This window comes from Neisseria sp. P0016.S008, from assembly GCF_051957775.1.
Taxonomy (GTDB): domain Bacteria; phylum Pseudomonadota; class Gammaproteobacteria; order Burkholderiales; family Neisseriaceae; genus Neisseria; species Neisseria flavescens_B.
This window is the reverse complement of sequence record NZ_JBQCWB010000001.1, coordinates 259050-272010: the sequence shown is the minus strand read 5'-3', so window position 1 is coordinate 272010 and position 12961 is coordinate 259050. Positions and strand designations below refer to the sequence as shown.

The following is a 12961-nucleotide window of genomic DNA, read 5'->3' as shown; positions in this document are numbered from 1 at the left end:
AAAATTGCACCCTGTTATTTTTTATAGGCATTTAATCAATGCCAATAGGCAAACAGACGGTTTCTTGACAATAGGTTTTGCCGGACTCGCTTAAGTGTGCCGGTTTGTAGGCGGCAAAGGTGTAGGTCAGGTCTGCGCGGAATGTGTCGGGATCGGCTTCGGCGGTGTCGCAGTTGAGGCCGGTGGGAATATCGAGGGCGACTTTTAGGCCGTCTGAATGATTGAGTTGGCGGCAGAGGGCGGCGATTTCTGATGGAAGCGCGCCGCTGAAGCCTGTGCCGAATATGCCTTCGATAATGATGTCGTAACCGTTTTTCAGACGGCCTTCCAGCTCTTGCTTGGTAATAAATTCAATATAGGGCAAACCGTTGAGGCGTTCGCGATTGGTTTGAGCCAAGGGGGAGAGATTTTCTCCGAGTGCAAACAGAATGTCGATGTGCCAACCTTGCGACTGCATATATCTTGCCATGACTAAGCCGTCGCCGCCATTGTTGCCTTTGCCGCAAACGATCAGGGCGCGTCCGGCTTGAGGATGACGCTGCATGAGGTCTTGGGCGGCAGAGCTGCCGGCATTTTCCATCAGTTGGTCGAAGCTTGTGCCTTTATCGACGGCTGCTTGTTCACGTTCGCGCATCTGGGCGGCGGTATAGACTTTCATGATCGGCTCTCTTTGCAGGAAGTTATTTGTCGGCGGTATTCATCAGGCGCAAGGCTTTCAGACGGCCTATTTCTTTTTGATATTCCACCAGTCCGATAAATGTGCCGTCTCGGCTGTACACACGGATGGGCTGTTCGGCGGAAATGTCTTCGATAAACTGGGGACGTTGGCCGTGTTTGAGCATGGTAACGGCGTAGTCGTTTAACTCAAGTTTGGGGAAATGTTGTACCAAAATATCGCAAGGCAGCAGCAGGGCATCGCGTTCGGCTTCGTCCAATTCGGCCAAAGCTTCGAGCGTGTGGCTTTGGGCAATGGTAAAGCCTGCGGTTTCGGTACGGCGCAGGGCGGTCAGGTGGGCGAATGTGCCGATGTGTTTGGCGATGTCTTCGCTGAGGGTGCGGATGTAAGTGCCTTTGCTGCAACGTACGTCTATCACGGCTTTGGGTGCATCAAATTCAGTGATATCAATGGAGTAAATTGTAATATCGCGCGCTTTGCGTTCGATAACGATGCCTTTGCGTGCGTATTCGTACAGCGGTTTGCCTTCGTGCTTGAGGGCGGAAAACATGGGAGGCACTTGGCGGATATCGCCGGTTAAAGCTTGGCAGGCCGTCTGAAATTCAGACAATGAAATATCGGCGCGTGCGGTGGCAACGATTTCGCCTTCTGCATCGCCTGTACTGCTGGCTTCGCCCAGTTTCAGCGTGGCTGTATACGCTTTGTCGGCATCAATCAGATATTGGGCAAACTTGGTCGCTTCGCCGAAGCAAACAGGCAGAAGCCCTGTGGCTAAAGGATCGAGTACGCCGGTATGCCCGGCTTTTTCGGCGCGGAACAAGCGCCGCGCTTTTTGCAGGGCGGTGTTGCTGGAAAGTCCTTCGGGTTTGTCGAGAAGAAGAACGCCGTTGACCGGGCGTTTGGTGGGTTTGGGTGTCATATCGGGTAGGGGGTAATGTTCAGGCCGTCTGAAAGCATTCAGACGGCCTGTGTGTTTTAATCAATCAGTCTTCAACCGGTTTTTCCGCCGCCACTTGGTCGATCAGGCTGGAAATGCTCATGCCGCGTTCGAGCGATTCGTCGTATTTGAAGTGCAGCTCGGGCGTTTTGAAGAGTTTGATGCGTTTGGCCAATTCGCTGCGCAAATGGCCTTTGGCGTGTTCCAAAGCTTCTTCGGTGATGTCGCGTGTGCTGTCGTCGAGGACGGTGTAGAACACGGTCGCATGGCTGTAATCGCGGGTTACTTCGACTTCGTTGATGGTGATGAAGCCTGCGCGCGGATCTTTCAGGCCGGTGCGGACGAGTTCGGCCAGCTCGCGCATGATTTGTTCTTTGACACGGTCTTGGCGGGCGTAGCCGCGTTGGGGTTTTCTCATGGTTTTCCTTGATGTATGGCAGGCTGTCGTTTTCAGACGGCCTGCGGTTTGGATTTTGAACAGCTGCCTATTATAACGGAGCGCGGTTTATTGTGCTTGAACCGAGAAAGGCATATCGATTTTTTGCCATTGCGCGCTTTCGTAGTCCAGCGCATCGGCGATGAGGGGGTGTTGCTCCAGCCATTGGGCGTTGATGCGCAAGATGAAGCTGTGGTTGCTTTCATCAATGCGAAGCTGGGTTTGCGGCGGTAAATCGAGCGGCAGGCGCGAGCGGCAGAAGAGGGCGGCCAGACGCAGGGACAATACGGCACACCACATGATTTCGTTGTCGCCGATAATATCCGCCATTTTCTTGAGGTCGCCGCGATGGCCGATAACCAGTTGCGCCAAAATGGTTTGCTCTTTGCGTGAGAAGCCCGGCATATCGGCGTTTTCGAGAATGTAGGCGGAGTGTTTGTGATAACCGGTATGGGCGATATCCAAACCGATTTCATGTAGACGGCCTGCACGGCTGAGGTATTGGTTCCACAGGGCAAGCTCTTGAACGGTTACGTTTTTGGCGTGGCATAGGCTGTTCATAAAGGCTTGCGCGGTATCGGCAACGCGTTTGGCTTGGTTGAGGCTGACGTGGTAGCGTTTTTGGAACTCTGCCGTTGTCTGTTCGCGCATATCGACATTGAGACTGCGGCCGATTAAGTCGTAGAACACGCCGTCGCGGAGTGCGGCTTCGGTAACGGTCATTTTGGTCAGCGAGAGTTCTTCAAAAGCGGCCATCATCACGGCCAATCCGCCTGCAAAAACTTCGACACGTTCGGGTTTGAGGTTTTCAAATTTGGCTTTTTTAACCGAACCGGCTTCGATAATCCTATCGACAAGATAACGCATGCCTTGGGCGGTAATATCGGCTTCCTGCGGCAATTCGGCCGCCAAAACGTCGCGTATGGATTTTGCCGAACCGGACGTGCCGATGGCGAAATCCCAACCGGTGCGCTTCATCAGTTTGCTGATGCGCTGGATTTCGATGCGTGCGGCGGAAACGGCGGCTTGGAAATCTTTGGCGGTCACTTTGTTTTGGAAGAAGCGCATGCTGTATGTTACGCAGCCTAAAGGCAGGCTTTCTGTGGTCAGCGGTTGCAAATCAGAGCCGATGACAAATTCGGTCGAGCCACCGCCGATGTCGATAACCAGCATTTTGTCGCCTTTGGGCGGCAGGGTATGCACTACGCCGGTGTAAATCAGACGCGCTTCTTCGCGGCCGGCAATGACTTCGATGGGAAAACCCAACGCCGCTTCGGCACGGGGCAGGAATTGGGCGATGTTTTTGGCGACGCGGAAAGTATTGGTGGCCACCACGCGCACGTTTTCAGGTTGGAATCCGCGCAGGCGTTCGCCAAATTTTGCCAAACATTCCAAGGCTTGTTCTTGAGAGGCTTCGCTCAGGTTTTTTTGTTCGTCCAAGCCGGCGGCAAAGCGAACCATTTGTTTGAACGAGTCGATGACTTTCAGCTGGCCGTTGTTGTTTTCACAAATTTGCAGGCGGAAACTGTTGGAGCCCAAGTCGACGGAGGCTAAAACGTTGGCGGGAGTGGTGGTCATAAAAAATACCGCTTGATTAGAAAAACCTAAATGTTACTTGAGGCGGTATCACTTGACAATAAAAGGAATACAGCTCTTTGATTCTGCTCATAGATGTATTTTATAATGCCGATTTTAAGCAAATATATCAAAGGCCGTCTGAACTTTTCAGACGGCCTAAAAAGAGAAACACATGAAATCGGAAAACCAAGATTCCTTATTTTTATCGCGCCGCCGCCTGTTGCAAGTCGGCGGAGCCATGCTTCTGACGCCTGCGACCGCATGGGCGGGGGCGCAACGTGAAGAAACGCTGGCCGATGATGTGGCGTCCGTGATGCGCAGTTCGATCAATAGCGCCAGTCCGGCGCGGCTGGTGTTTGCCGATTCGAGGGAAGGGGAACGTTGGTTGGCGGCGATGTCTTCCCGATTGGCACGTTTCATTCCCGATGAGGGCGAGCGCCGCCGCCTGCTGATCAATATCCAATACGAAAGCAGCCGCGCCGGACTCAATACTCAAGTGATTTTGGGTTTGATTGAAGTGGAAAGCGCGTTTCGCCAATATGCCATCAGCGGCGTGGGTGCGCGCGGTTTGATGCAGGTGATGCCGTTTTGGAAAAACTATATCGGCAATCCGTCGCACAACCTTTTCGACATCCGCACCAATCTGCGCTACGGCTGCACCATTCTGCGCCATTACAACAATATCGAAAAAGGCAATATTGTCCGTGCGTTGGCAAGGTTTAACGGCAGCTTGGGCAGCAACAAATATCCGAATGCCGTATTGGGTGCGTGGCGGAATAGATGGCAGTGGGGTTGAGCGGCTTGCGATTTGCCCCATGCAATTCCTTTGAATCCTGTATAATCAGAAAATCTGTTAATTCACACTTTCAGACGGCCTTTCGCAAATTTAAGGCCGTCTGAAACATTATTTATGGCAAGAGATAACCGCATTCAAATGTTTCCGCACGAATGGCGTGCCAGTACCACACTCTCCGGCGTTTACGCACTGCGTATGCTGGGGATGTTTTTGGTGCTGCCTGTTTTGGCGATGTATGCCGCTTCGTTGCCCGGTGCGGAAGATAATAAAGCATTGGTCGGTATGGCAATGGGCATTTACGGGCTGACACAGGCCTTGTTACAGTTGCCATTGGGCATCGCTTCCGATAAGTTCGGCCGTAAAAAAGTGATTTATATCGGCTTGATTGTGTTTGCCGCCGGTAGTTTCCTGGCCGCAGTTGCCGACAGCCTGCAAATGTTGGTCGCCGCGCGTGCCATTCAAGGCGCGGGTGCCGTCAGTGCGGCGGTAACGGCTTTGCTAGCAGATTTAACCCGTAACGAAGTGCGGACGCGTGCGATGGCGATGATCGGCCTGAGTATCGGCTTGACCTTCTCCGTCAGCCTAGTGCTTGCCCCGATGATTGCCAGCTTTATCGGCGTATCCGGCCTGTTTGCGCTGACCGGTATTCTGACTGTAATCAGTATCGGCGTGGTTGCCTGGATGACGCCTGATCCGGAAGTATCCAAAATGCACGAAGATACGCAGGCGCAGCCTTCGCGTATAGGCGAGGTATTGAAAAACCGCCAACTGCTCAATCTCGATTTCGGTATTTTTGCCTTGCATGCGGCACAAATGGCTTTATTTACCGCATTGCCGTTTGCCATGACGCAGTTGGGTTTGGAAAAAATCCATCACTGGCAAGTCTATCTACCGTCAACCATTACCGGCCTGATTATTATGGTGCCGCTGATTATCGTCGGCGAAACGCGCAACAAACTCAAACAAGTGTTTATCCTGGGTATCGTCTGCATTGCCGCGGCGCAAATCGGTTTGCTGTTTGGAATGCACTCGGTATGGTTGATTACCGCTTATCTGATTGTTTATTTTATTGGTTTCAATGTATTGGAAGCCAGTCTGCCGTCTATGGTATCGAAAATCGCTCCGTCCGATTTGAAAGGTACGGCGATGGGCGTGTATAACACCATGCAGTCGGTCGGCTTGTTTGTCGGCGGCGCAACCGGTGGTTTATTGTTCCAAAAATACGGTTTTGTAGGCGTATTTGCCTTTTGTAGCGTATTGATGTTGCTGTGGCTGGTATTGGCAGTCATTTCGCCGGCACCGAAACCTGTCAAAAACCTCAGCTATCTGCTTAACGCTGAATGGCAACAAAATCCGGATTTGCTCTACCAAAAATTGACCGAAATTGAAGGCGTTGAAAGCATCAGCTTTAGCGCAGACAAACAAACCATTTATATCAAGGCCTTGCAAAAAGGATTCGACCAAGAGGCCGCCGAAAAAATTATCACAGGAGTGTAAAATGTCATTGAATAAAGTTATCCTCATCGGCCGCCTCGGCCGCGACCCGGAAGTCCGCTATATGCCCAACGGCGAGGCCGTCTGTAACTTCAGCGTTGCCACCAGTGAAACGTGGAACGACCGCAACGGCCAACGCGTAGAACGTACCGAATGGCACAACATCACCATGTACCGCAAACTCGCCGAAATCGCCGGTCAATACCTGCGTAAAGGCAGCCAAGTGTATTTGGAAGGCCGTATCCAAAGCCGTAAATACCAAGGTAAAGACGGCATCGAGCGCACCGCTTACGACATCATCGCCAACGAAATGAAAATGCTCGGTGGCCGTAACGACAACAGCGGTGGCGCACCATACGATGACGGCTACAACCAAGGCGGTCATTCAAGTCAAAGCAGTTACCAACAAGCGCCACAGCAGCAATATCAATCTGCTCCGGCTCAAGAACCTCCAGCAGCCCCAGCCCGTCGTCCTGCCCCGGCACAACCGACTGCTCCGGTTGATGATATCGACGACGATATTCCGTTCTAATCATTGAGCAATACAAAAGGCCGTCTGAAAAATATACTTTCAGACGGCCTTTAAAATGATTGAAAAGAAAATCCTACATTTGCACCGAGCCGCTGACGGTTAGGCTGATTTCTTCTGAGCCTGGGGAGGCTGGTATGCCATCTTCTATTCCTGCAGCCATCTCTGCGACGGGGGCTGCCCGTAACATTTTGGCGCGTGCGAAATCGCCTCCGACTTGGCGGTTGCCGATATGGCCCAAGTTGAGTTTAACGATTTTGTAGCTGGAGAAGCCGAGTGTTTGGGCGAGGTTTTGGGCGCGGTCTTTGAAGCGCAGGATGACGGCTTTGCTCAGTTGGTCGACGGTTTCTTCGCGTTTTTCTTTGGATACGGAAAATGAGGAGTTTTCCAAAACGGCGATATTGATGCTGTCGGCAATCAGGCGGTTGAGTGCTTCGAAGTCTTTGCTTTCTACTTTGAAGTAGGCGTGTTCTTCCCAGCTTGTTTGGGTACGTTTGCCGTTGGTGTATTGATAGTGTGGGGATGCGTTGCGCTCCATCAGCTCGGCTTTGAATTTGCTGTTTTGGGAGATTTTGTTGAACTGGTTGAATTTTTTCATGAAGGCTTGGTTGACGGCTTGACGGTCTTTGCCTTCTGCGTTGATGCTGAAATGCGCGGTCATAGTATCCCGTGGCACTTCCATATTCGCTGATTCGGAAAATTCAACGATGTTGTAGTTGAGGCTTTCTGCTGCAACGGGCAGGGAGGCGGCTAGCAGTAGGACGGTAAGGGCTGGGCGGAACATTTTGTTTTTCCTTGTGATGCGGATTTCAAAAAAGTAATTTAGCATGAAAGATGGAAACGTTGGCTTTGGCAAGCGTAAGGATTTGTATGGGTTGTGGCCGTCTGAAAAAAAGTTACTTTGTATTCATCAAGCCAACTTCATGGGGATTGAGGCGGGCTTTTTCTTCTTGGCCTAGGCCGACCAATTTCCGCAAGCGGGTCATGTAGGCGTTGACATCAAGACCCCGTCCGTAGCGTTGTGCTTCCCAGATGGTTTCTGCCAAGGCTTCCATCATATCGTGTTCGGCTTTGACCCAGTCGCCATTGTAACGGGCGCAAAGTTGTTGGTGGATGGCACGGATGCCTGGGGGTTGGTCTATGGCGCTTTGCTCTTGCAGGGAAAGGTGTAGCGACATATGCAGGAATGGGTTGCTTTCGCCGTCTTCGGGCAACCATTCTTTATCTAAATATTGTTCGATGTCTTCGAGATAGTGTCCGTATTCGGGATGGGCTTCGATGATGCGTAAAGCTTTTTGTTGCAGGCCGTCTAATTGGAGCGGTGCGAGCCTGTGTTGCCAAACGTGGGCAAAGAATCGGCGGACATCGTGGGTGTTTACGTCATACATGATGGGTGTGATTTGATTTTGGGATATGTGATTATATAGCGATTGCGATAAAAAAGGCCGTCTGAAACATATGTTTTCAGACGGCCTTTGTTTTGCAGGGTTTAGCGGCGGTCGATGATTCGGTAATACACTTCGCCGTCTTGGACATAGCCTAATTCGACGCGGGCAATTTCGGCAATGGCCTCTTGTCCGTGTGCCAAGTCTTCAACTTCCGCATTGAGGAAATTGTTGCGTAAAGTGAGCGTTTGGTTTTTTTCCTCCTGACGGACGAGCTGTTCCTGCAATTCTTCCGTATGCCCGACGCTGCCTTTACCAAACCAAAGGCTGTACTGACAGCACAAAAGTGCGAAGGTTAAAACAAAAGTCACCCACTTCATACAATCAATATCCTATGTTCTGCTTATTTGCCCAGTTGGTAGAATGCGGCTTTGCCAGGGTAGTAAGCGGCTTCGGCCAATTCTTCTTCAATGCGCAACAATTGGTTGTATTTCGCCATGCGGTCAGAACGGGACAGGGAGCCGGTTTTGATTTGCATACAGTTGGTGGCGACTGCCAAGTCGGCAATAGTGCTGTCTTCGGTTTCGCCGGAGCGGTGGCTCATGACGCTGGTGTAGCGGTTGCGTTTTGCCAAGTCAACGGCTTTCAGGGTTTCGCTCAAGGTACCGATTTGGTTGACTTTGACCAGCAATGCGTTTGCCACGCCTTTTTCGATGCCTTCGGCCAAGATTTTTGGATTGGTTACGAACAAGTCGTCGCCGACCAATTGAACTTTTTTGCCCAATTTTTCGGTCAGCAGTTTCCAGCCTTCCCAGTCGTTTTCGTCCATGCCGTCTTCGATGGAGATAATCGGGAATTCGTTAACCAGGCCTTCGAGGTATTCGGCAAATTCTGCGCTGGTGTACGAACGGCCTTCAGCTTCCAAGTGGTATTTGCCGTCTTTGTAGAACTCGCTGGATGCGCAGTCCAGAGCAAACAAGACATCATCGCCTGCTTTGTAGCCTGCAGCTTCAGTTGCTTCAACCATCAGTTGCAGGGCTTCTTTGTGACTGTTCAGGTTAGGGGCGAAACCACCTTCATCGCCGACAGTAGTCGGGAAGCCTTTACCGTCGCACAGTTTTTTCAGCGCGTGGAAAATTTCGGCACCGCAGCGCAGGGCTTCGCGGAAAGATTTTGCGCCGACAGGCATAATCATAAATTCTTGAATATTCAAGCTGTTATTGGCATGTTCGCCACCGTTGATAACGTTCATCATCGGAACAGGCAAAGCCATAGGACCGGCACCGCCCAAGTAACGGTAAAGCGGCAGGCCTGAATCTTCGGCAGCCGCGCGGGCAACAGCCATAGAAACTGCCAAAGTGGCGTTGGCACCCAAGTTGCCTTTGTTTTCAGTACCGTCCAATTCGATCATGATTTGGTCGATATAAGATTGTTCGTTGGCATCGATACCGATGAGGGCTTGCGCGATTTGGTTGTTGACGTGGTCAACGGCTTTCAATACGCCTTTGCCCAAGTAACGGGATTTGTCGCCGTCACGCAGTTCCAAAGCTTCTTTTTGGCCGGTTGATGCGCCGCTAGGTACGGCTGCGCGTCCCATGACGCCGGATTCCAACAATACGTCACACTCTACAGTAGGGTTGCCGCGGGAGTCCAAAATTTCGCGTGCAAAAATATCAACGATTGCGCTCATGAATATCTCCAAATAGGATGGTAAAAGAAAAGTAGCTTTGTTACGTTTCAGACGGCCTTAAGGATGATTGCCAAAGTCTGATGAATGCAGACATTATACCGTCTTTGCCGAGCATGGTATCGGAGTCGGTATGAAACCGACTGTAAGTTTGTTTCACGTCAATATCGTTCAAACAAACATAAGCCGTATAGTGTAACATTTTTTACCCTTTTTAGGGTGAAAAGCTGATTAAATAAGGCATAAGGCCGTCTGAAAACCAGATTAGCCTTCGCCCAAAATCATCGAGCCTACGCCGTCATCGGTCAGCACTTCCAAGAGCAGGGCGTTGGGAACACGGCCGTCTATGATATGCGTGGCTTTGACGCCGCTTTTGGCGGCTTCGACGGCGGAGGCAATTTTAGGCAGCATACCGCCGTACAGCGTACCGTCTTCAATCAGTTCGTCGATGCGGCTTGGTGTCAGGGTGGTCAATAATTTGCCTTCTTTATCCAGTACGCCGGGGATATTGGTCATCATCAGCAGTTTTTCGGCCTGAAGTTTTTCCGCCAGTTTGCCGGCAACCAAGTCGGCATTGATGTTGAACGCTTCGCCGTCTTGGCCTACGCCGATGGGTGCGATGACCGGAATGCAGCCGCGCTCGACCAAGCCTTCCACCAAACGGGTATCGATGTCGGCCACTGTACCGACTTGGCCGATGTCCACACCTTTTTGTTCGGGCGTGTCGATCAGGAGTTTTTCCGCTTTGATGAAGTGGTTGTCTCGGCCGGTAATGCCGACGGCGCGACCGCCGAAGGTGGTAATCATGGAAACGATTTCTTTATTGACGTGTCCGCCCAAAACCATTTCTACAATGTCCATGGTTTCGCTGTCGGTTACGCGCATGCCTTGAACAAACTCTCCTTGTTTACCGACTTTTTCCAGCATCTCATTGATTTGCGGGCCACCGCCGTGAACGATGACGGGATGCAGGCCGATTAGTTTGAGCAGGACGACATCGCGTGCGAAACCCTCTTTTAAGGCAGGTTCGGTCATGGCATTGCCGCCGTATTTGATGACGATGATGGAGCCGGAAAAACGGCGGATATAAGGTAAAGATTCAGCAAGGACGCGCGCCTTGATGGAAGGGGAGACAGATTGTTGCTGGGTCATGGTTTCAACCTTGTTTCATGATTTCGGCCTTTATCTTAATCCCAAAGGCCGTCTGAAACAATATTTCCAGGCGCTTGAAATCCTGTTAAATCAGTTAAATGGTTGAAACCAGCCTCATGCAAACGGTAAAATGACGGTTTGCTTCGGCCTCTTCGCCGATTACTAAGGATACCCATGATGAAAATCAGCACCCAATTCGATGCCGGTTCGGTCGTTGTCAAAGATTTGAGCAACCCTGCCGATATCCGTCTCGCCCTGCGTCCCGACAATGCTTCGGAGTTTGCCCAATGGTTTTACTTCCGTTTGCAGGGTGCGGCCTATCAAAACTGCGTGATGCATTTTGAAAATGCGGCGGACGCTGCGTATCCTTTGGGCTGGGAGGACTATCAGGCTTGCGCCTCTTACGACCGCCAAAATTGGTTCCGCGTGCCGACCAGCTATGAAAACGGCGTGTTGACCATCAACCATACGCCTTTGTCCAACAGCGTTTACTACGCTTATTTCGAGCCTTATTCCCACGAGCAGCATTTGAACCTTTTGGGCGATGCGCAGGGCAGCGGCTTGTGCCGTATCGACGATTTGGGCAGTACCGTTCAAGGCCGCGACATCAATCTTCTGACTATCGGTAACCAAGTCGAAAGCGACATGAAAGTCTGGATTATCGCCCGTCAACATCCGGGCGAAACCATGGCGGAATGGTTTGTCGAAGGTTTGCTGGGCCGCCTGCTTGATCCGCAAGATCCGACCGCGCGCATGCTGCTTGACCGTGCGACTTTCTACATCGTGCCAAATATGAATCCGGACGGCTCAGTTTTGGGTAATTTGCGCACCAATGCCGCCGGCGCCAACCTCAACCGCGAATGGGAAAACCCGACTTTGGAGCGAAGCCCCGAAGTCTTTACCGTGCGCGAAAAAATGATGGAAACCGGCGTGGATTTGTTCTTGGATATTCACGGTGATGAAGGTCTGCCGTTTGTCTTTGTGGCCGGTACCGAAGGCGTGCCGAACTACAACGAGCGCATCGAAGCCTTGGAAGACCAATTCAAACTTGCCTTGCTCAATGCCAGCCCCGATTTCCAAGACGATTACGGCTATGACAAAGATGCGCCGGGTCAGGCAAACATGACTTTGGCGACCAACTGGGTCGGCAATCATTTCAACTGCCTTGCCTATACTTTGGAAATGCCGTTTAAAGACAATGCCAACCTGCCGGACGACGATTTCGGCTGGAACGGCCAACGTTCGCTGCGCTTGGGCGAGGCAATGTTGTCTGCTATTTTGAATGTGGTTGGCGATTTGCGTTAAACCATCCGACACCGCATACAGGCCGTCTGAAAGTTCAGGCTTTCAGACGGCCTTTGAGATAAGGAACACACATTATGATGATACATCCCCAGTTTGATCCGGTGCTGATCAGCATCGGCCCGCTTGCCATCCGCTGGTATGCCTTGAGCTATATCGTCGGCTTTATCCTATTTACGATTTTGGGCCGCCGCCGTATCGCGCAGGGCAATTCTGTGTTTACCAAAGAAACACTCGACGATTTCCTGACTTGGGGTATCTTGGGCGTCATCTTGGGCGGCCGAATCGGCTACGTTTTGTTTTATAAATTTTCCGATTATCTTGCCAACCCTTTGGATATTTTCAAAGTTTGGGAAGGCGGCATGTCGTTCCACGGCGGCTTCTTGGGCGTGGTCGTTGCCATGTGGCTGTTTGGCCGTAAGCACAACATCAGTATCTTGAAATTGATGGATACCGTTGCGCCGCTCGTACCGCTGGGCTTGGCTTCCGGCCGTATCGGCAACTTTATCAACGGCGAACTTTGGGGGCGCGTGACCGAACTCAATGCTTTCTGGGCGATGGGTTTCCCGCAAGCGCGTTACGAAGATGCGGAAGCTGCGGCGCACAATCCTTTGTGGGCCGAATGGCTGCAACAATACGGCATGCTGCCGCGCCATCCGTCTCAGCTTTACCAGTTTGCCCTTGAAGGCATTTGTCTGTTTGTCATTGTTTGGATTTTCTCGAAAAAACCGCGTCCGGCCGGTCAAACGGCGGCATTGTTCTTGGGTGGTTACGGTTTGTTCCGCTTTATTGCCGAATTTGCCCGTCAGCCTGACGACTATCTCGGCCTGTTGACTTTGGGTTTGTCTATGGGTCAATGGTTGAGCGTACCGATGATTGTATTGGGTGTGATTGGTTTTGTTTGGTTTGGCCGTAAAAACAGCGTTGCCAAAGCATAAATAAAACAATAAATAAAGGCCGTCTGAAAACCTTTTCAGACGGCCTTTTTA

The 12961-nt window shown here is 51.4% G+C and carries 15 protein-coding genes; 5 read left to right on the top strand and 10 right to left on the bottom strand.

Annotation, left to right across the window (positions count from 1 at the left end):
- Positions 1-31 precede the first annotated feature (31 nt).
- The 4 genes from ACTHS8_RS01300 to ppx all read right to left on the bottom strand — a co-directional run bounded on the left by ACTHS8_RS01300 (position 32) and on the right by ppx (position 3627).
- Positions 32-658, bottom strand: a complete 627-nt coding sequence (locus ACTHS8_RS01300; protein WP_440372754.1) for an NAD(P)H-hydrate epimerase — start codon at positions 656-658, stop codon at positions 32-34.
- A gap of 22 nt (positions 659-680) precedes the next feature.
- A complete protein-coding gene (gene truB / locus ACTHS8_RS01295; RefSeq protein WP_440372753.1) occupies positions 681-1595 on the bottom strand; it encodes a tRNA pseudouridine(55) synthase TruB in 915 nt (304 codons plus the stop codon).
- Between the two features lie 64 nt (positions 1596-1659).
- Positions 1660-2031 (bottom strand): 30S ribosome-binding factor RbfA, encoded by a 372-nt coding sequence (rbfA, locus tag ACTHS8_RS01290; RefSeq protein WP_003685554.1) that lies wholly within the window; start codon positions 2029-2031, stop codon positions 1660-1662.
- An 87-nt stretch (positions 2032-2118) separates the two neighbouring features.
- Positions 2119-3627, bottom strand: a complete 1509-nt coding sequence (gene ppx / locus ACTHS8_RS01285) for an exopolyphosphatase (RefSeq protein ID WP_063076469.1) — start codon at positions 3625-3627, stop codon at positions 2119-2121.
- A 172-nt stretch (positions 3628-3799) separates the two neighbouring features.
- Here ppx and ACTHS8_RS01280 point away from each other — a divergent pair, with 172 nt between their 5' ends.
- The 3 genes from ACTHS8_RS01280 (at position 3800) to ACTHS8_RS01270 (ending at position 6449) form a co-directional block, all read left to right on the top strand.
- Positions 3800-4423, top strand: coding sequence for a lytic transglycosylase domain-containing protein (locus ACTHS8_RS01280; protein ID WP_070583298.1), 624 nt, complete (start codon positions 3800-3802; stop codon positions 4421-4423).
- Positions 4424-4537: 114 nt separating this feature from the next.
- The gene (locus ACTHS8_RS01275) at positions 4538-5920 is read left to right on the top strand and encodes an MFS transporter (RefSeq protein ID WP_440372752.1); all 1383 of its coding nucleotides are present in this window, start codon (positions 4538-4540) and stop codon (positions 5918-5920) included.
- Between the two features lies 1 nt (position 5921).
- Positions 5922-6449, top strand: coding sequence for a single-stranded DNA-binding protein (locus ACTHS8_RS01270; protein ID WP_049332709.1), 528 nt, complete (start codon positions 5922-5924; stop codon positions 6447-6449).
- A 73-nt stretch (positions 6450-6522) separates the two neighbouring features.
- On the opposite strand, the gene ACTHS8_RS01265 is transcribed toward ACTHS8_RS01270, so the two are convergent.
- The 6 genes from ACTHS8_RS01265 to argB form a co-directional block, all read right to left on the bottom strand.
- Positions 6523-7230, bottom strand: coding sequence for an SIMPL domain-containing protein (locus ACTHS8_RS01265; RefSeq protein ID WP_440372751.1), 708 nt, complete (start codon positions 7228-7230; stop codon positions 6523-6525).
- Positions 7231-7342: 112 nt separating this feature from the next.
- Positions 7343-7834 (bottom strand): DUF1841 family protein, encoded by a 492-nt coding sequence (locus ACTHS8_RS01260; RefSeq protein WP_440372750.1) that lies wholly within the window; start codon positions 7832-7834, stop codon positions 7343-7345.
- Positions 7835-7935: 101 nt separating this feature from the next.
- On the bottom strand, positions 7936-8211 hold the full coding sequence (gene ftsB / locus ACTHS8_RS01255) for a cell division protein FtsB (protein WP_003679613.1): 276 nt from the start codon (positions 8209-8211) through the stop codon (positions 7936-7938).
- A 23-nt stretch (positions 8212-8234) separates the two neighbouring features.
- Complete coding sequence (gene eno, locus ACTHS8_RS01250) at positions 8235-9521, bottom strand: phosphopyruvate hydratase (protein ID WP_440372749.1); 1287 nt, start codon at positions 9519-9521, stop codon at positions 8235-8237.
- Between the two features lie 40 nt (positions 9522-9561).
- Positions 9562-9720 (bottom strand): hypothetical protein, encoded by a 159-nt coding sequence (locus ACTHS8_RS01245; RefSeq protein ID WP_440372748.1) that lies wholly within the window; start codon positions 9718-9720, stop codon positions 9562-9564.
- 62 nt (positions 9721-9782) lie between these two features.
- Positions 9783-10670, bottom strand: coding sequence for an acetylglutamate kinase (gene argB, locus ACTHS8_RS01240; protein WP_440372747.1), 888 nt, complete (start codon positions 10668-10670; stop codon positions 9783-9785).
- 174 nt (positions 10671-10844) lie between these two features.
- Here argB and ACTHS8_RS01235 point away from each other — a divergent pair, with 174 nt between their 5' ends.
- Together ACTHS8_RS01235 and lgt are read left to right on the top strand one after the other, a co-directional pair.
- Entirely contained in the window at positions 10845-11975 is a 1131-nt protein-coding gene (locus ACTHS8_RS01235; protein WP_063076476.1) for a M14 family metallopeptidase, read from the top strand.
- Positions 11976-12049: 74 nt separating this feature from the next.
- Positions 12050-12910, top strand: a complete 861-nt coding sequence (gene lgt / locus ACTHS8_RS01230; RefSeq protein ID WP_003746206.1) for a prolipoprotein diacylglyceryl transferase — start codon at positions 12050-12052, stop codon at positions 12908-12910.
- Positions 12911-12961: the final 51 nt, after the last annotated feature.